Raw genomic sequence first — 18,369 nt, 5'->3', positions numbered from 1 at the left:
TTTATGGAATTAAAGCGAGTTGTAGTTACAGGCCTAGGAGCCCTTACGCCTATTGGAAATAACATTTCAGAATACTGGGATGGTTTAAAGAATGGTAGAAGTGGCTGTGCGCCTATAACATATTTTGATGCTGAAAAGTTCAAAACTAGGTTCGCTTGTGAAATTAAAAATTTTGATCCATTACAACATTTTGATCGTAAAGAGGCCCGCAAGTTAGACCGCTTTGCTCAATACGCCCTCGTCTCAAGTGACGAAGCGATTAAAGACGCAGGTATCGACTTAGATACTGTTGACAAATTTCGTGTAGGTGTTATTTGGGGAGCAGGTATTGGGGGAATCGAAACGTTTCAAAATGAAGTGAAAAACTTTGCAGAAGGGGATGGAACACCACGTTTCAACCCCTTCTTTATTCCAAAAATGATTGCAGATATTGCTCCAGGTAATATTTCTATTAAACATGGATTTATGGGACCTAATTATACAACGGTCTCAGCGTGTGCATCATCAGCAAATGCAATGATTGATGCTCTTAATTATATTAGACTAAATCACTGTGACATTATTGTTACAGGTGGAAGTGAAGCTGCGGTAACGCAAGCAGGTGTGGGTGGCTTTAATGCTATGCACGCACTATCTACTCGTAATGAAAGTCCAGAAACTGCTTCAAGACCTTTTGATGCAACTCGTGATGGGTTTGTACTAGGTGAAGGAGCGGGAGCTTTAATATTAGAAGAATACGAGCACGCAAAAGCTCGTGGTGCAAAAATTTATGCCGAAGTTATAGGTGGTGGAATGTCTAGTGATGCTTATCACATGACTGCTCCGCATCCTGATGGAATAGGTGTAGAGCGTGTAATGCATAATTGTTTACGCGATGCTGGTATTGATGCTAGCGAAGTGGATGCAATTAATACACATGGTACTTCAACACCACTTGGTGATGTTGCAGAATTAAAGGCAATTAGTAAGGTTTTTGGTGCTCATGCAAATGATATTAACATTAACTCTACTAAGTCAATGACGGGTCACTTACTTGGTGCTGCCGGTGCTATAGAAGCAATTGCTTCTATATTATCAATGCAACATAATTTAGTCCCGCCTACGATAAACCACACAACGGTTGATGAAAACATTGATCCTTCTTTAAATTTAACTTTAAATAAAGCACAAGAAAGAGAAGTGAATATTGCTATGAGTAATACATTTGGCTTTGGAGGCCATAATGCTTGTGTGCTTTTCAGAAAATTGATTGAATAAGGATAATTAATGGCTTCATTTAAAAACATATTTAATTCTCGTGCTCCTAAGGACGAGGATTTTTTTTTAGCACTAAATAAGCTACTTGGGTTTAAACCAAAAAATATTGCTATTTACGAAGAAGCTTTTACACATAGGTCAACAAATGAAAAATCTGCTGAAGGACATGCTCAAAACTATGAGCGTATGGAGTTTTTAGGCGATGCTATGTTAAGTTCTGTAATTGCTGCACATTTATTTAATGAAGTTCCGGGAGGAAATGAAGGTTATCTAACTAAAATGCGCTCTAAAGTAGTAAGTAGAGAACATTTAAATGAATTAGGACGAGACTTGCAGCTAATAAATCATGTTAAGACAACTATTCCTATTAGCCAGTTTGGAGGAAATATACACGGTAATGTGTTTGAAGCATTAGTAGGTGCAATATTTCTTGATCGCGGATATAAATACTGCGAAAAATTTATAAATAAAAGGGTAATCAAGCCCTATGTAGATATTGAAAAACTTGAAGGTAAAATAATAAGTTATAAGAGTCTATTTATCGAGTGGTGTCAAAAACATAAAATGCAATTTAAATTTGCAGTTTATGAAGACACAGGTAACGACACTTTAAAACACTTTGCAGTAAAACTACATCTTGATGATAAAATTGTAGGTAAAGCCCGTGCAACTTCTAAGAAGAAAGCTGAAGAAACCGCTGCTAAAAGAGCATATTACAAACTCCAAACGGAGATTGAGAAAGATTTTTAAATCGCCTAGTTTTAATAAAATTACTTTCAGATTATCTTTGATTTAAAGCATAATCTGCAAATTTCTGTGTCAAATTAGCCATTTACGACTACTATTTGGTTAAGTTTTACAAAAATTTGATATTCTCTTTACTTGAAACTATCAAAACTATCGTTAACTTTATCAGTTGTAATAAACAGATGGGAACACATAAACTAATTCTTGATGATGACTTTGCAGAAGATTTTTCTTTGATTGCAATTCATTGCAGTGAAGAATCGTATAAATTAGCATATTTGTTAAACCAATTTGTGGGATTAAAGTTGAGAAGAGAGGCTTTAGATCTTGAATATTCTAATAATGGATTAGAAATAACTTTTCCTTTATTTGGGTTTAATGACGTTATGAAATATACTACATATTATTTAGTAGCGAACAAATGTAAATCTCAAGTAGCTAAATTAGCTAGTAGTGGAGGTTTGTTTGGAGATTTATCTCAAGAAGAAACAGTAACAACTATACTTATACCAGAATATAAACAAGTTGATTTTTTTCTAAAAATCCAATCTGATTATGACCAAGTTGCAACGCGAAACCTAATCGCAAATATCAACGATATTAAGCAAGTAATATCTGCTTATGACGTTCAAACAGAAAATTTAAAGAGTAAGAATAATTTAATATTTGACTAAATGCCGAATCAAAAGAAAACGAAGATAGTAGCAACTCTAGGACCAGCAACTGCTGATAGAGAAGTAATGAAGCAAATGATAATTGAGGGCGTAAATGTCTTTAGAGTCAATTTTTCACATGCGAACTACGAAAATGTAGAAAAAACAATTAAAGTAATACGTGAGCTAGGAAAAGAACTAAATACGACTACTGCAATATTAGCAGATCTTCAAGGTCCTAAACTACGCGTTGGGATGATGAAAGAAGAAGTAATTGTTCATCCAGGTGACACTATTTCTTTTTGCACAGGTGAAGAATTTGAAGGAGATAGTAAAAAGGTTTACATGAATTATGATAATTTCCCTAAAGATGTTAAAAAAGGGGAACGAGTACTTCTTGATGATGGTAAACTTATGTTTGAGGTTTTAAAAACAGATGGTAAATCTGAAGTTAAAACAAAAGTAATCCAAGGTGGCCCTTTAAGATCAAGAAAGGGAGTTAACCTTCCAAATACTAATATTTCTTTACCAGCATTAACCCAAAAGGATAAAAACGATGCAATATTTGCTATTTCGCAAGATGTAGATTGGATCGCACTTTCATTTGTACGTCACGCAGAAGATTTAAAAGAACTTCAAGCTTTAATTGAAGCTCATACAGAGCATAAAATTCCTATTATAGCTAAAATTGAAAAGCCTGAAGCAGTAGCGAACATTGATAAAATTGTAGCATATTGTGACGGACTTATGGTAGCGCGTGGTGATTTAGGTGTAGAAGTTCCTGCAGAGGAAGTTCCTTTAATTCAGAAAAACCTTGTGCTAACAGCAAAACGAGCAAGAATACCTGTAATTATTGCTACTCAAATGATGGAGACAATGATTACATCATTAACTCCTACAAGAGCTGAGGTAAATGATGTTGCTAACTCAGTGATGGATGGTGCAGATGCTGTAATGTTAAGTGGTGAAACTAGTGTTGGTAAATATCCTATACAGGTCATTCAAAAAATGGCAAACATTTGTAAGCAAGTTGAAAATAGTGAGCTTATACATGTTCCGCAAGAGCCACCACATGTTCGTACAAATAGATATATTACTAAGTCTATCTGCTATCATGCAGCTACTATGGCAAATGAAATTGATGCAAAAGCAATTTGTACATTAACAAATAGTGGCTATACGGCTTTTCAAATTTCAGCATGGAGGCCAGACGCACATATTTTAGTATTTACAAGTAACCACCGCATACTTTCAAGACTTAATTTATTATGGGGTGTTAAAGCATTTTTCTACGATAAATATGTGAGCACTGATGAAACTGTTGAAGATGTTAACGTGATTGCAAGAGACCGTGGTTTCGTGAAATCAGGAGATTATTTAATCAACCTTGCTGCAATGCCTATTGTAGATAAAGGAATGGTGAATACCTTAAGAGTTTCATTAGTTAAATAGCTCTCTATTCAAAATTGAAATATTCAAATTAGAATAAAGCCCTCTTATCTAAATATAGGAGGGCTTTATTATATTAAAATTTCAGAAAAACGTTAATACACCCTTAAGTAACATATAATCAAAACATTTGTTGATTCGTAATTATCCATAAATAGTTAAAAAAGGATGTATTATTTGGTTAGAAAAGCATAGTTGTTCTGTAAAGTTAATAATCTGTTATTGTGTATATTTTAAATGGACTTGTATTATTGTTGTCGCTATAAAGAATTTCTTTGGATTTAAAATTTAGCCAGATTTTAACACCTTCCCTTTGTTGATCTTTTAAATAAATAGAATTTTCATCTTTACTTATTTCAGCATAATAAAACTTTGTATTTCCATTTTTATCAATTTCTTTCCAATTACTACCATCTTTTTTATAAAAGCCAATAATATTTCCATTTCCATCACAAAATTCAATTTCGCTCACATAATCTAATCTATTATTAGAGTTATATGTTTGATTCTCATCTGTGGTATCTGGCTTAGGATCACCCTGATCAGGGTTACTGCCAGCTGTGTCAGGATTCGGGTTCCCTTGTTGGTTTGAAGTATCTGTATCATTGCTAGGATCATTGCAACCAGGAAGTAGTGAAGCGTTTACATACGCCTTATCACTTTTTTTGATGATTACTTTTCCAGTAACAATTCTAGGAATTCCTCCTTTAATAAATACTCCGTCTTTATCTATAGGCATATATTTACGCTCTACTGTATATTGAATAGTTACAGGAGTAACAACCATTTCTCCTTGACCTGAACAACCAGGAGGTATGGATATAGGAGCAGCGAGCTCAAAACATTCTTCCTTTACAATTGTTTTTGAGGTACCTTCTGTAATGGTTTGTTCAAAACTAGCAGCAATTTCCGTCTCAACTTTGCCAGATGCTACTCCTTCTACTCCTACCGTAAAGCCTGTAGTAACAGCAATACTTAATCCTGTTGCTGTAGCTATATCAATAGTTTCTGTTGCACTTGCCTGTTGGCAAGAAGTAACCTTGATCTCTGGAACAAAATCTTTTAATAAATTTTCGTTTTTCCCAAGAAATGCAACCTCTACTGTTTCTTCAGTTGCTTCATTTAAAAGTATCTTATCTTTAAAGTAAACGCCCTCTAATGCATATTGCAAATTTAAAATTTCTATAGAAGAAATATTATTGTCTAATCCCCAATCAGCTAGATTATACTCACCTTCTTTAAACGGATTATCTTCATTATTCCTTCCTCCCCAATCTCTGTAATCGTAGGCAACTACACTTAATTGTCCTACCACTATTAATTTACTGTAGCAGTCATAACACACCATACTATTATTATCTACTTTTTCTGCTCCAAAACCTTGAAAAACCTGATGAGTATAAATATTACCAGTATCGTTTAAAAAATAGGCAACAGGAGCATCATTAGGGATGTTTTCTATTTTAATGGCTCTTGCTAGGTCATTCCACCCATTTAAGTGTGAATAATTACCTGGATATAAAGTGATTTTTCTATTTTGATATCCCTCAGTCTCATAAAGAATAACTCTTTTTCCTAAGGGTACTGTAATACTTGTCGTTATATTATTAAAGTTGCTTAAATTGGGAGTGTTTTGGGTAATTAGTTTTTGAGCTCCATTAAATTTATCGTGTTCAAAAAGTACTACTTTGTTAACCGTATTATTATGTGGATTGCTATTAAGTATAGGTCCTGGTATAATATTTTGTGCCACTATAGGTATAGTAAAAGCAAAAAACAGCAAGCATATTAATAGTACTTCGGAAATATGAAGGATTGAATTTCTTTCCTTCTGTTGGTTTATAAATAGTGTTTTCATAATTAAAAAAATTAGTTATTAAATGGATAATGTCTTTGTTAGACATAGCTAAATAATCTATAATCAATTAGTTGGAAAACAGATTTAGGACGAGTGATATCTTTTATTGTCCCAATGGTTCACTATACTTATTAAGTGAATAAGCCTAAATGGTATTAAGCCTTTGTAGTAATTGTTCTTTATAGGGTTTACTAATAGGAATCATTTTTTTAGAAATGACAACATGCGTGCTACCCAACTCATTTATATGAGATAGGTTTATAATAAACGATCTATGAATTCTCATAAAGTGTTTACTTGGTAGTTTCTTTTCAATGTCTTTAAGAGTTATCACTAAGACATATTCTTTTGCTTGCGTAAAAATGCGGCAGTAGTTTCTTTCGGCTTCTATATAAAAAATATTTTTTATGGCAACCTTCACCATATTATTGAGATGTCTAACAAAAATACAATCATCTAACACGTATGGAGTGGTAGGTATTTCCGAAGTGGTGTCATCTATTTTTATTGCAGATTTTTTTTGACTTATCAGCAATTCTATTGTGCGCTGTAAATCCAATTTTTTAAAAGGTTTGGCAATAAATGCAAAAGGGTGTGTTTCTTTAGCTCTATTAAAACTTTCCTCGTCGTTATTTGCTGTCAAGTAAATGACAGGGACATCACAAAATTGCTGCATTTGCCGTACCGTCTCAACGCCATCTATTGTGCCTTTTAGGTTAATATCCATTAATACAATATCTGGTGTGTTTTCTTTTAATAGCACTAAAGCCTCCTCACCACGAGGAACGAGTCCCATCACTTCATAGCCTAAGTTGCTAAGTATTAAAGATATATTTGCCGCAATAATCATCTCGTCTTCTACAATAAGTATATTAATTTTATTGTCCATTATGCTGCGGTACTAAGTTTAAAATGAAAGATATACGATGTGCCTAAGTCATGAGACTCTTCCATATTTCCATTTAATTGCTGAGTTAACAATTGAATGAGTTGAGTGCCAAATCCTGTCCCTTTTGAAGCAACGTCTTTTTCTTTCCCTACGCCATTATCAGTAAATATAAGGGATAATGTACCATTATTTGTTTTTGATAATCCAATTTTTATAACGCCTTTTTCATTATTAGGAAACGCATACTTTAATGTATTGGTCAATAACTCATTTACTATTAACCCAATGGGTACTGCCGTATCTACATCAAGATCAAGATTAGACATAGCACATTCAATTTTTACTTTTTCTTCTTTACCAAAAGAGTCTAAAACACCTTCTCCAAGATTTAAAAAATAATCTTTCATTTCAATAGAACCTAAATTGTCTCCTTGATATAATTTTTGATGGATAATCCCCATAGACTGCACGCGATTTTGGCTCGCAATCATCGCGTCTTTTGCGGCAGAATCTTGCAATTGCGCAGATTGTAATGAGATGAGACCTTTTACCATCTCAAGATTGTTTTTAACACGATGGTGTATTTCTCTAAGTAGTAATTCGTTCTCAGCATTTTTCTGAAATATCATCGTCGAAGCTTTTTTGTTTTTTCTGAAAAAATAGAGAAGTGTAAACAAGAAAACAAGAAGAATACCTACCACGCCAATTATTAAATACTGCACTCTGTTTTTTTGTGTTAAAAGTTTTTCCTGTGCTGCAATCGCTTCGTCCTTTTTTTCCGTTTCATATTTTACAATCATTTCAGATTGTAACTGTTCTATTTTTGCTTGAGTTAATTCTGTTTCGTATTCTGAAGCTTTATCCCTAAACTCAATTGCTTTAGGATAGTCACCTAACTTTTCATAACACTGAGAAAGGGTTAAATATAACTCTGATGCTCGGTCTATTTTAGAATGTTCTTTACCTTTAATACCAGCAATTAAATGTGGTAAAGCTTCTTTATATTTCTGCTGTAAAAAGAGGATTTTCCCTATATTGTATCTAAAAAAATCTCCGTTTTCTTTACCATCTAAAGCAATATTATCTTCCCAAGCTTTTTTGTAATAAAATAATGCTTTGTCTAGCATTCCTTGGTCTACATAGATATCACCTTTTGTTTCATAGCTAGCTACAAGTAAACTTTCATTTTGTTCAAAATCTCTAGTAGAAGAAAACGCAATACTTTGGTCAACAAACTCCATTGCTTTTGTATAATCCTTAAGCATTTTATAAGCTTCACTAATATACCACAATGCTGATGCGGCAGATAAGTATTCTTCATTTTTTAATAGTGAGGGATAGCTTAATGTAGCATACTCAATGACTTTTGCTGGCTCCTTTGTAGATAAATATAAAGCAGCGATTTGAACTTGAGATTCTGCTAACCCAAGTTCATTATCAGTTTTTTCAAAATAATAAGCAGCCTTTAAATTGGCTTCTTCAGATTTCTTAGACTCATTATTATTTAGATAATCCATGGCTAACCCTAAATAAGTTTCATGAACAGCATCTAAATTACCGCTCTTCATATAATTTGCAACTGCTTTTTCTGAATGAAAAATGATAGAATCGGAGTGATATTTTGTATTATTTAAATAATGCCAATGTGATATGTAATTATGTATTCGTCCAGCATTGTAAAAATCTTTATTTTTTTTAGCAAGTTTTAGTAATTGTTTTGAAGTTGTTTCAAAGTCATTTTTACGATTTAATACACTTTGTCTAAGTGAATCAACAGCATCATCAAGGCTAACTTTACTTTGATTAAACGAAAGTTCTTTAGAACTTGAAAAACTTTGCGCGATACTATTGATGTTCCCGAAAACAAACACACTTATAACTAAAAAAGTGGCCTTTCTTCCTAAGATTCTCAAGTATTTTCCTAATACAAAAATGATATTGCGCATAATTATTTGTTGAAAAATTTGAGGGTATGTTAAAAGTACAAAAAATATAAGGACGTTTTATTAGATTTTGTTTAGTATGGAGATTGTTTAATCTACCATGCTGCAATACCTATTGTAGATAAAGGGATGGTGAATACACTTAGTGTTTCGCTTGTAAATTAAAACACCTATATAATTATAAAAGCCCTTCTAATAATGAAACAGAAGGGCCTTAAAGTGTTAAAATTTCAGAAAAAACTAATCTGCAACTGAGCTACTTTCAATTTTCATTGTTTCTCCTTCATTTGTAATTGTTACTGTTTTTCCATAACCTTCTCCTGCCTGTAGAAATGTTATTTTTTGTAATTCATTATTTGATCGTTCAATTTTCAAATCACTAACAAAAATAAAGGCAGGTTTTTTAGTATTGTTAATGGTTTGATTGTCGCGACCTTTAGGGTTAGGGAAAGCGAAATTAGTTGGTACATCAAATAAACGTTGTGCAATACTAAAAGCCTCGTGCCATTTATTTGTAGGTAAAATTACAGTAACAGCTTCTGTAGGATTACTAGCAGTACCACCTACAACTCTATTATATGAAGCACCAGCATGAGTCGCCTTTAAATCTTCAATATACTGTTCTGCTTGACCATTTTTTTCTGGAGGGAATAGAGTCGATAAATACCCATTAAAAGCAAACCCTTTTTTGTTATTATATTCTACTTCATTCATCCCACCTTTAATTCCTGAAACATTCATAGTTTCATTTTCTTCAACACTAATCACCTTTAATTTTGTTCCATAAGGCATAATTGCAAGCTTTTCACTGTCAAGGTTGCTAAACTCCCTTAGAGAAAGCCCACTTGCTGCTGTAACGTACATATAGTCGTCGGTAACAGTTTGAGTTGTTTCTCCAACAGTGTTAATTAATTCAGTACTATTTTGAGTTTCTAGCACTTCGTTTTTATCTTCCTTACATCCTACAAATAGCGTTAAAAAAGCTACTGCGGCAATTGTTTTGATTGTGTTTTTCATAATTCAAGATTTAAATGTTATGATAAATGTACTTCAAACTATGAGCCACTATTTAGTTATTTGAAGAAGCGTTTGTAACCGTTTAGTAAGTGGTGGATTTGTTATAGAATTCGTTTTTTAACGAAGCTTAAAATTCAAGTTTTAACTGTACATCGTACTTTTTTTCTTCTGAAACTTTAAGTACTTCCTTTTTGTCGTTATTTAAATTAGACATAGAAATACCTAAAAGACGAACGCTATTTTTCATCCCTTCTTGAAACAACAACTCTTTAACGGTTTCCATTATCAAGTGTTTGTCTGCAATATATAAAGCTAGTGTTTTACTTCTTGTTTGTAACGTAAAATCACTGTATTTAATTTTAAGTGTTACGGTTTTACCTGCTACGTTACTTTTTTTAAGTCTTCGCTCAACTTCATCGGCAATATGCTCTAGTTTTTCGAGCATGAATATTTCAGAAGAAATATTCTCGTTAAAAGTTCGTTCAGCTGCTAATGATTTTCTAGTACGCTCAGACTTCACTTGACTCGTGTGAATCCCTCTTACAATATTATAATAATAACCACCACTTTTCCCAAAATGTTCTTCAAGAAACTCAAGTGATTTTCCTTTTAAGTCTAAACCTGTATAGATGCCGTGACGGTACATTTTCTCTTTCATCACTTTCCCAACACCGTAGAATTTTTTAATATCGAGTGCCTCTAGAAACTCCAAAACCTCTTCAGGAGGTACTGTCTTTTGACCGTTTGGTTTATTGACATCACTGGCAACCTTTGCAATAAATTTATTAATAGAAATGCCTGCCGAAGCATTTAAACCAGTCCTTTTTTTAATTTTTGCACGTATATCTTGTGCGATTAAAGACGCGCTGGGATTCCCTTTTTTATTTTCAGTAACGTCAAGATACGCCTCGTCTAATGAAAGAGGTTCAACAAGATCAGTATATTCAAAAAAGACCTTCCTAACTTTATCTGAAATTTCCTTATAACGTTCAAAGTTGGTTTTTACAAAAATCAACTCAGGACACAATTTTGCAGCAAGCGCTCCTGCCATTGCGGAACGCACACCAAATTTTCTAGCTTCATAACTTGCCGCACTCACAACACCACGCCTACCGCTACCGCCAACGGCAATGGGCTTTCCCACCAATGACGGGTCATCGAGTTGTGCAACTGAAGCGTAAAACGCATCCATATCAACGTGAATAATTTTTCTTAATGGCAATTCAGGTACTTCCATGAGGTAAATTTAATATCTTTATGGATAGACTACCTTCTTAACTTTACAATTAACATTTTAGAATTAGTTATTTATTATTGAATAAAAAAATATGAAAGCATTGGTGATTTCTGGAGGTGGTAGTAAAGGTGCTTTTGGTGGTGGAGTAGCACAATATTTAATGGAAACACACGGAAAAGAATACGACCTTTTTCTAGGGACCTCTACGGGGAGTCTGCTTATTTCGCATCTTGCATTAAATAAAATTGAAAAGATAAAAGAGGTGTACACTAATGTAAATCAAAATGCTATTTTTAGTATTTGCCCTTTTCATATTAGAAAAGACAGATGGGGAGAATCTCAAATTTCCATTAGTCATTTAAAAGTCTTGTTCAACTTTCTAAAAGGGAGTAAAACCTTTGGAGAAAGTAAACACCTTAGAAAATTGATTTCCAAAACCCTTTCTGAAGAGGAGTTCGAAATACTAAAAAGGGGTTCGAAAGATGTAGTTGTAACGGTCTCTAATTTATCTCTAAATAGAGTAGAATATAAGTCTTTAAAGGAAATGAATTATGAGGATTTCTGCGATTGGATTTGGATTTCCTGTAATTATGTCCCTTTTATGAGTTTAGTTAAAAAAAATGGATGTGATTATGCTGATGGTGGTTTTGGTAGTATTGTTCCAATTAAAGAGGCTATCGATAGAGGTGCTACTGAGGTTGATGTTATTGTATTAGAAACAGAGGTTACTCAATACAATAAATTAGGTGCTAAAAATGTATTCGGACTTATATCAAACTTGCATGATTTTATGATAAACCGAATAGAGAAACAGAATATTGCCATTGGTAAATTTGCTGCAAATCATCAAAATGTAATTCTTAATTTATATTATACCCCCACAGTTTTAACTACAAATTCACTTGTTTTTGAAAAAGATAAAATGACTCAATGGTGGAAAAGTGGGTATCAATATGCGGCATTTAAAAATGAAGAGCTTAATGAAATAAAACCAGAAGAATAGGATGAATAATAAAACTGCAATTATAGTAGGTGCAACTGGATTAACAGGAGGGATTGTCCTCGAATTATTATTACAAGATGCCACTTTTGAAAAGGTAAAAGTTTTTGGGCGTAGTGCTACTAACATTTCACACCCTAAATTAGTGGAATATCTAGGAGACATGTTTCAAATGGAGACATTTTCCGAAGACTTTAAAGCCGATGTTGTGTTTTGCTGTATAGGTACAACAAAGGCTAAAACTCCAGATAAAGAGACTTATAAAAAAATAGACTATGGTATTCCTGTAGAAGCAGCAAAGCTAGCTAAGGCAAATGGGACAAGTGCTTTTTTAGTTGTTTCAGCTTTAGGAGCAAACCCAAAAAGCAGTACTTTTTACAATAAAGTAAAGGGGGAAATGGAACAGGATGTGCGTAGTGTAGGAATAAAAAACACATATTTTTTTCAACCTTCATTAATAGGAGGTGACAGAAATGAAAAACGTTTAGGAGAGCGTATTGCTCAAGTTGCATTTAATATATTTGGATTTTTAGTACCGAAAGAATATAAAATGATTGAACCTAAAACAATTGCAAAAGCGATGATTTTAGTTTCAAAAAAGGGCTTTTCTGAAATGATAATACCGTCTCATAAAATTAAAAACATTGTAGATTGTGATTGAAATAGAGCGTAAATTTTTAGTCAAAAATGACAGCTATAAAGAGCTAGCTTTTTCTGAAAAACGAATTGTACAGGGTTTTTTAAATACTCATCCAGAACGTACAGTACGTGTTAGAATTAAAGGTGAGAAAGGGTTTTTAACAATTAAAGGAAAAGGAAATAGCACAGGAACTACTCGTTTTGAATGGGAAAAAGAAATAGCACTACCTGAAGCCGAAGCACTTTTAAAGTTATGCGAAGAGGGCGTGATAGCTAAAAAACGCTACGAAGTAAAAGTGGCGGATCATATTTTTGAAGTCGATGAATTTTATGACAACAATAAAGGTTTAACTATTGCTGAGGTAGAACTCACAGATGAACAAGAGAATTTTTTGAAACCAGATTGGGTAGGTGTTGAAGTAACAGGAGAAATCAAATACTACAATTCTCAATTAAGTAGAAACCCTTATAAAGATTGGTAAAAATTATTAGTTAGTTGAATAAAATACTCTTGTCAGATTTATTTTCAATAATTGTTATTTAGAAAATACATAGCTGCGCTCTACTCTTGCTATTTCTACTTTATAACTAGCATACCAAGTTGATTTACCTAACTTTTGTGCTAATTGGTGATCTATATTTGCTTTCCAGTTTAGTATTGCTTGTTCGGTTTCCCAATAACTAACGGTGATACCTGTTTCGTTTCTTGCACTTGATATGTCTATAAAACCATGTTGTTGTCTTGCTAACTCTTCCATTTTTAATGCCATCTCATGATATCCTATAGGATTATCAATAAGAGTTGATGTAAATATAACGGCGAAGTAGTGTTTTGATACCATATATATATATTGTGTTTACTTAGGCGTCTTAAAGATAATAGATTTATTATTTCTTGTTATTTATGTCTAGACTTTAAATCAAATGTGATTTATTGCTAAATAATCAAAGATTATTACATTTCTACTTTTGAATTCAAAACGTGCATTTCGTCGATAATTTTTGCACTTGGTGTAGGAATTGACGTTTTCAAAGCTATTTTTAACACCATAAAACAGCTTAAAAGACATAAATATCCGTTTAAAAGTGTTAAAGTTTGTTTTTTTTCGATTTTTTTTCGATTTTTTTTGAAAAACTCTAGCGCCTTATAAACACTAGCCTTTCCTACATTTTAAAGAGTCATAATTACTTAAAATCATACCGAAAACATCGATAAAAGACACTCAATCTCCGCTAAAGTGTTTTTTGTGTAGGAAAAAAGATTAGATTTGTATTAACATCAGCCCCAAATTTGATGTCCCCCAAATTATGAGATTATTAAAAACTACCCTACTAGCCTTTGGACTATTAATTTCCATCGCATCTTGTTCACCAGAAGAGTCTTCTAATGATGTAACAACAGATTACCAAATTGACCTAAACTTAGCAACTGAAACTGATTGGGCAATGGCGGATGAAATTTTACAACTTGTAAATGATTACCGTGTTTCTATTGGTTTAAACACTATCAAAAAGGATAAGCAGCATGCATCAGCGCACGCAGTTAATCACACAAAATATATGATTGAGAAAAGTGAAATCAATCACGATAACTTTCACTACCGTACAGAGGCTTTAAAAAGCCAAGGTGCTGAAAAAGTAGGCGAAAATGTAGCTTACGGTTATAACTCTGCTGAGCGTGTAGTAACAGCTTGGTTAAACAGCCCAACACACAAAAGAGCAATTGAAGGAGATTATACACATTCTGGTTTTGGCATAATTCCTGCGAATAATGGAACATACTACTTTACACAGTTGTTTTACAAAAGATAAAAATTTTAATAGGTAACCTACTTACCAATTTTTAAAACCTCTAGTACAATTCTCCCAAAGATTGTTCTAGGGGTTTTTTCATGTGGCACGCTGGCCAAAATTTTAAGTATTCAAACCCTCTGCTGCTATGTTATTAAATGTGATTTGGGTTTTAAGTAATAGTAAACTTTTCTAAAAAGATGAATATTACCAATTATAATTTTAGGTGATAATTAGTATAAACAGTACATTTATACAAACCATTAAAATTTTGGCTATGCCTATTAGAAAACCATTTAATCTTAACCAGTGGGTTGAAGAAAATAGAGACACCTTAAAACCACCAGTTGGTAATAAAAACTTGTATAAAGATGCCGGTGATTATATAGTTATGATCGTAGGGGGACCTAACGCTCGTAAGGATTATCATTATAACGAAACGGAAGAGTTATTTTATCAACTTGAAGGAAATATCCAAGTACATATTCAAGTAGACGGCGAAAAGCATACTATGGAATTAGGTCCAGGAGACATGTATTTACACCCTGCTAAAGTACCACATTCACCAGTAAGAGAAGCTGGATCAATTGGGTTAGTAATTGAAAGAAAACGCCAAGATCTTGCAGGTAAAGATGGATTAATGTGGTTTTGCGATAATTGTAATGAGAAACTACACGAGGTTTATTTTCCACTAAATGATGTAGAAAAAGACTTTTTACAGCACTTTAAAGATTTCTACGGAAGCGAAGATTTAAGAACTTGCAATAACTGTGGGACAGTTATGGAAGTGGACGAGAGGTTTACGGCAGATTGATGAGGTATTTATTGTTAGCAATTTCATTAGTATTTGGAGTAGTTAGTTATGCCCAAAAACCGTCACTATATTTGGGTGATGATTTTAATGAAATAAGCAAAGCTGAATACGAAAAAAGGAAAGAGATCTTCATCTTTTACTTTCATATGAGACTGACTCGCTAAATGTTTTTGTTAAAACTAAGAGAGAAACTTTTGGTAGGCTATCAGACACTCAATTAGCAAATGTTTATACTTCTTTAGAAACGACAACGGTACAAGACATAATGGACGAGAGCACACTTGTTATACAATATAATCCAGGAAAGGATAGATGTAATAGCTCAGGAAGTATTTCTTCCGTGAAAAGCAAGTACAAAACAAACAACAGAAAAATTTTAAGAAAAGACAACCATGTACCTTTCATTATTTATAAAAATGACGAAGGATTAGAGCCTTATAAAAAAGTTGTTAAGTGGTACGAAGATTACAATCAAACTATCGAAAAATTGTTTTTTCCGCTTCACTACAATTGTAGCAGTTTTGTGATTATTAAAAGTAATGGAGCGTATTTTAGTTACAAAGGGGCTTATTCTAATAATCAATTATTTACCGTTTTAGGGAGTGATGAGTTATTAAATAAATAAAATTTATTCATTTAATAATTATAAATCACGATGACCTTAAAAAAACTGTTTGTAAAAATTTTACTAATCTTTTTAGTATTGGCAATTGGCTTTTGTGGGTTGCTATATTTTAGTTTGAGAACTCGAGTTAACGATATAAGTAACCAAGAACCTTTTGCAAGCTTTATCGGCAAAGAAATTATTCTAGGACAAGAAGCAATTCTCGTTAATAACTATGAGCATTTTGTTCACGAGGAGCCATTATATTTAGACGCTGTAGGATCTCAGTTGTTTGAAGGAACAACAATAGCTTGCAAACTAAGTAAAGGAGATATTATCGTTATTAATTCGGTAAAGGATGTTACAAATGGCGTAAGTGGTACTACTTCTACCATACTTTTAGGTGAAGTAACTACAGGTAATCCTAGTAAAACTAAACCCTTTGAATACGACTGGGGAAATCAACAAATAGCTAAAAATAGTAAGGGTGTATATCTATTTACATTTGACACAGCAGATTGGGAAAAGTAACTTCGTACAATAAATTATTGTTAAGTATTTGAGCATTTTACCTATTCCTTTTTAATGGTTAAGCAAAATCGTATCTTCGCGCAATGGTTTGAAACCCTTAAAGTTTCAGCAGAAATTTTAAGAATTCAATAAAAATTAAATCTAAAGACCATTTCCGCTTGCGGAAATGATAAAAAAATAAATTCTATGTCAACAGTAGCTAAAGACTTCGGAATGGACGAAGCATTAAAACAACTAGGTCTTAAGGACGTAAATTACGGAACTTCAACAGGAAATAAGTGGTTTAAAGGTGGTGATGAAATCGCTTCTTATTCTCCAGTAGATGGAGCTTTAATTGGTAAAGTAACAACAACTTCAAAAGAAGAATATGAGCAAGTAATTACTACTGCTCAGGAAGCTTTTTTATCTTTTAGAGCAATGCCAGCGCCACAACGTGGAGAGATTGTACGCCAGTTTGGTAACAAACTACGTGAGTTAAAAGAACCTCTTGGAAAATTGGTTTCTTACGAGATGGGGAAATCTTTACAAGAAGGTTATGGTGAAGTTCAGGAAATGATTGACATCTGTGATTTTGCAGTTGGACTATCAAGACAATTAAACGGACAAACAATACCATCTGAACGTCCAGGTCACGTAATGCGTGAGCAATGGCATTCAATTGGTATTGTTGGTATTATCTCTGCATTTAACTTTCCTGTAGCAGTATGGGCTTGGAACACAGCTCTTGCTTGGGTTTGTGGTGATGTATGTGTATGGAAAGGAAGTGAAAAAGCGCCTATGTGTGCTGTAGCTTGTCAAAACATAATTGCAATGGTTTTAAAAGAAAATAACCTTCCAGAAGGTATTTCTTCTATCATCAACGGTGATTATACAGTAGGTGAAATGATGACTAAAGATGCTAGAATTCCTTTGATTTCTGCAACAGGTTCTACTAGAATGGGACGTATTGTAGGGGCAACGGTTGCTGAGCGTTTTGGTAAATCATTATTAGAATTAGGTGGAAATAATGCAATCATTATTACGCCAACAGCAGATTTAAAAGTAGTAGTTCCAGGAGCAGTATTTGGAGCTGTAGGTACTTGTGGACAACGTTGTACTTCAACAAGAAGATTAATTATTCACGAAAGTGTTTACGATAAAGTAAGAGATGCTATTGTAGGTGCTTATAAGCAAATAGTTATTGGTAATCCACTTGATGAAAATAATCATGTAGGTCCATTAATAGATAAAGAAGCTGTAAATACATACTTAAGCGCAATTGAAAAAGCAAAAGCTGAAGGTGGAAATGTATTAGTTGAAGGAGGAGTTCTTGAAGGTGAAGGTTACGAAAGTGGATGCTACGTAAAACCAGCAATCATTGAAGCTGAAAATAGCTTTGAAATTGTACAACACGAAACTTTTGCTCCTATTTTATACTTAATGAAATATAGTGGTGAAGTTGAAAATGCAATTGATGTTCAAAATGGTGTAGCTCAAGGATTATCTTCTGCAATTATGACCAACGAAATGAAAGAAGCTGAAAAGTTCCTATCCTTTGCAGGATCTGATTGTGGTATTGCAAACGTAAACATCGGAACTTCTGGTGCTGAAATTGGTGGTGCTTTTGGTGGTGAAAAAGAAACAGGTGGTGGACGTGAGTCTGGATCTGATGCTTGGAAAGTATATATGAGAAGACAAACAAATACCGTAAACTATTCAGATGAGTTACCATTAGCTCAAGGAATTAAATTTGACCTATAATTAGGTAAAATTGCCTTAATATCTAAATAATTTAGAATCAAGGGTTTACTACAAGCTCTTTTCTGTAATAATTTATAAACCGTTTAGACACAGTGTTTAAACGGTTTTTTTGCGTTTTAGAGCGAATAGTTTTATTAGTTGCTTGAAATTCAACTAATAACATATTGAAACATCCGTTATATTATTTATCTTAGGAGCAC

At 33.2% G+C, this 18,369-nt stretch carries 18 protein-coding genes; 12 read left to right on the top strand and 6 right to left on the bottom strand.

The features are described from left to right. Positions 1-3: 3 nt before the first annotated feature. The 4 genes from fabF to pyk all read left to right on the top strand — a co-directional run bounded on the left by fabF (position 4) and on the right by pyk (position 4,109). The gene (gene fabF, locus GBH57_RS03325; RefSeq protein ID WP_151672629.1) at positions 4-1,257 is read left to right on the top strand and encodes a beta-ketoacyl-ACP synthase II; all 1,254 of its coding nucleotides are present in this window, start codon (positions 4-6) and stop codon (positions 1,255-1,257) included. Between the two features lie 9 nt (positions 1,258-1,266). Beyond that, positions 1,267-2,007: a ribonuclease III gene (rnc, locus tag GBH57_RS03320; RefSeq protein ID WP_151672628.1), complete on the top strand. Its 741-nt coding sequence runs from the start codon at positions 1,267-1,269 to the stop codon at positions 2,005-2,007. Positions 2,008-2,186: 179 nt separating this feature from the next. Continuing rightward, positions 2,187-2,678: an IPExxxVDY family protein gene (locus tag GBH57_RS03315; protein ID WP_151672627.1), complete on the top strand. Its 492-nt coding sequence runs from the start codon at positions 2,187-2,189 to the stop codon at positions 2,676-2,678. Then, a complete protein-coding gene (pyk, locus tag GBH57_RS03310) occupies positions 2,679-4,109 on the top strand; it encodes a pyruvate kinase (protein ID WP_151672626.1) in 1,431 nt (476 codons plus the stop codon). Between the two features lie 205 nt (positions 4,110-4,314). Here the strand turns inward: pyk and GBH57_RS03305 are convergent, their stop codons facing one another. The 5 genes from GBH57_RS03305 to dinB all read right to left on the bottom strand — a co-directional run bounded on the left by GBH57_RS03305 (position 4,315) and on the right by dinB (position 11,050). Continuing rightward, complete coding sequence (locus GBH57_RS03305; RefSeq protein WP_151672625.1) at positions 4,315-5,964, bottom strand: beta/gamma crystallin-related protein; 1,650 nt, start codon at positions 5,962-5,964, stop codon at positions 4,315-4,317. Positions 5,965-6,109: 145 nt separating this feature from the next. Continuing rightward, the gene (locus GBH57_RS03300; RefSeq protein ID WP_151672624.1) at positions 6,110-6,853 is read right to left on the bottom strand and encodes a LytR/AlgR family response regulator transcription factor; all 744 of its coding nucleotides are present in this window, start codon (positions 6,851-6,853) and stop codon (positions 6,110-6,112) included. Next, positions 6,853-8,799, bottom strand: coding sequence for a tetratricopeptide repeat-containing sensor histidine kinase (locus GBH57_RS03295; protein ID WP_151672623.1), 1,947 nt, complete (start codon positions 8,797-8,799; stop codon positions 6,853-6,855). The genes GBH57_RS03300 and GBH57_RS03295 overlap by 1 nt, the downstream gene beginning before the upstream one ends. Before the next feature lie 237 nt (positions 8,800-9,036). Beyond that, positions 9,037-9,813, bottom strand: a complete 777-nt coding sequence (locus tag GBH57_RS03290; protein ID WP_151672622.1) for an SH3 domain-containing protein — start codon at positions 9,811-9,813, stop codon at positions 9,037-9,039. 127 nt (positions 9,814-9,940) lie between these two features. Beyond that, a complete protein-coding gene (dinB, locus tag GBH57_RS03285; RefSeq protein ID WP_151672621.1) occupies positions 9,941-11,050 on the bottom strand; it encodes a DNA polymerase IV in 1,110 nt (369 codons plus the stop codon). 91 nt (positions 11,051-11,141) lie between these two features. On the opposite strand from dinB, the gene GBH57_RS03280 reads away from it, so the two are divergent. The 3 genes from GBH57_RS03280 to GBH57_RS03270 are packed head-to-tail and all read left to right on the top strand — an operon-like array spanning position 11,142 to position 13,171. Beyond that, a complete protein-coding gene (locus tag GBH57_RS03280) occupies positions 11,142-12,053 on the top strand; it encodes a patatin-like phospholipase family protein (RefSeq protein ID WP_151672620.1) in 912 nt (303 codons plus the stop codon). 1 nt (position 12,054) lies between these two features. Continuing rightward, positions 12,055-12,711 (top strand): NAD(P)H-binding protein, encoded by a 657-nt coding sequence (locus tag GBH57_RS03275; RefSeq protein WP_151672619.1) that lies wholly within the window; start codon positions 12,055-12,057, stop codon positions 12,709-12,711. Further along, positions 12,704-13,171: a CYTH domain-containing protein gene (locus GBH57_RS03270; protein WP_151672618.1), complete on the top strand. Its 468-nt coding sequence runs from the start codon at positions 12,704-12,706 to the stop codon at positions 13,169-13,171. The genes GBH57_RS03275 and GBH57_RS03270 overlap by 8 nt, the downstream gene beginning before the upstream one ends. A gap of 54 nt (positions 13,172-13,225) precedes the next feature. On the opposite strand, the gene GBH57_RS03265 is transcribed toward GBH57_RS03270, so the two are convergent. Then, entirely contained in the window at positions 13,226-13,531 is a 306-nt protein-coding gene (locus GBH57_RS03265; protein WP_151672617.1) for an antibiotic biosynthesis monooxygenase family protein, read from the bottom strand. Positions 13,532-13,997: 466 nt separating this feature from the next. Here GBH57_RS03265 and GBH57_RS03260 point away from each other — a divergent pair, with 466 nt between their 5' ends. The 5 genes from GBH57_RS03260 (at position 13,998) to amaB (ending at position 18,169) form a co-directional block, all read left to right on the top strand. Next, on the top strand, positions 13,998-14,501 hold the full coding sequence (locus GBH57_RS03260) for a CAP domain-containing protein (RefSeq protein WP_151672616.1): 504 nt from the start codon (positions 13,998-14,000) through the stop codon (positions 14,499-14,501). A gap of 256 nt (positions 14,502-14,757) precedes the next feature. Further along, positions 14,758-15,294 carry a 3-hydroxyanthranilate 3,4-dioxygenase gene (locus GBH57_RS03255; protein ID WP_151672615.1) on the top strand — a complete coding sequence of 179 codons (537 nt, stop codon included), beginning with the start codon at positions 14,758-14,760 and terminating at the stop codon, positions 15,292-15,294. Between the two features lie 265 nt (positions 15,295-15,559). Continuing rightward, the gene (locus GBH57_RS03250; protein ID WP_151672614.1) at positions 15,560-15,919 is read left to right on the top strand and encodes a hypothetical protein; all 360 of its coding nucleotides are present in this window, start codon (positions 15,560-15,562) and stop codon (positions 15,917-15,919) included. Between the two features lie 114 nt (positions 15,920-16,033). Then, on the top strand, positions 16,034-16,429 hold the full coding sequence (locus tag GBH57_RS03245; RefSeq protein ID WP_161596059.1) for a hypothetical protein: 396 nt from the start codon (positions 16,034-16,036) through the stop codon (positions 16,427-16,429). Between the two features lie 186 nt (positions 16,430-16,615). Continuing rightward, a complete protein-coding gene (gene amaB / locus GBH57_RS03240; RefSeq protein WP_151672612.1) occupies positions 16,616-18,169 on the top strand; it encodes an L-piperidine-6-carboxylate dehydrogenase in 1,554 nt (517 codons plus the stop codon). The last annotated feature ends 200 nt before the right edge of the window (positions 18,170-18,369 follow it).

The organism is Patiriisocius marinus (assembly GCF_008974325.1).
In the GTDB taxonomy this organism is placed as follows: domain Bacteria; phylum Bacteroidota; class Bacteroidia; order Flavobacteriales; family Flavobacteriaceae; genus Patiriisocius; species Patiriisocius marinus.
This window is presented reverse-complemented; position numbering and strand designations above follow the sequence as displayed.

Coding starts and splice junctions, on each gene's coding strand:
- GBH57_RS03315 (WP_151672627.1), top strand. CDS start 2,187: ATGGGAACACATAAACTAATTCTTGATGATGACTTTGCAGAAGATTTT.
- GBH57_RS03300 (WP_151672624.1), bottom strand. CDS start 6,853: ATGGACAATAAAATTAATATACTTATTGTAGAAGACGAGATGATTATT.
- GBH57_RS03275 (WP_151672619.1), top strand. CDS start 12,055: ATGAATAATAAAACTGCAATTATAGTAGGTGCAACTGGATTAACAGGA.
- GBH57_RS03290 (WP_151672622.1), bottom strand. CDS start 9,813: ATGAAAAACACAATCAAAACAATTGCCGCAGTAGCTTTTTTAACGCTA.
- fabF (WP_151672629.1), top strand. CDS start 4: ATGGAATTAAAGCGAGTTGTAGTTACAGGCCTAGGAGCCCTTACGCCT.
- GBH57_RS03280 (WP_151672620.1), top strand. CDS start 11,142: ATGAAAGCATTGGTGATTTCTGGAGGTGGTAGTAAAGGTGCTTTTGGT.
- GBH57_RS03260 (WP_151672616.1), top strand. CDS start 13,998: ATGAGATTATTAAAAACTACCCTACTAGCCTTTGGACTATTAATTTCC.
- amaB (WP_151672612.1), top strand. CDS start 16,616: ATGTCAACAGTAGCTAAAGACTTCGGAATGGACGAAGCATTAAAACAA.
- rnc (WP_151672628.1), top strand. CDS start 1,267: ATGGCTTCATTTAAAAACATATTTAATTCTCGTGCTCCTAAGGACGAG.
- GBH57_RS03255 (WP_151672615.1), top strand. CDS start 14,758: ATGCCTATTAGAAAACCATTTAATCTTAACCAGTGGGTTGAAGAAAAT.
- GBH57_RS03265 (WP_151672617.1), bottom strand. CDS start 13,531: ATGGTATCAAAACACTACTTCGCCGTTATATTTACATCAACTCTTATT.
- dinB (WP_151672621.1), bottom strand. CDS start 11,050: ATGGAAGTACCTGAATTGCCATTAAGAAAAATTATTCACGTTGATATG.
- GBH57_RS03295 (WP_151672623.1), bottom strand. CDS start 8,799: ATGCGCAATATCATTTTTGTATTAGGAAAATACTTGAGAATCTTAGGA.
- GBH57_RS03305 (WP_151672625.1), bottom strand. CDS start 5,964: ATGAAAACACTATTTATAAACCAACAGAAGGAAAGAAATTCAATCCTT.
- pyk (WP_151672626.1), top strand. CDS start 2,679: ATGCCGAATCAAAAGAAAACGAAGATAGTAGCAACTCTAGGACCAGCA.
- GBH57_RS03250 (WP_151672614.1), top strand. CDS start 15,560: ATGGACGAGAGCACACTTGTTATACAATATAATCCAGGAAAGGATAGA.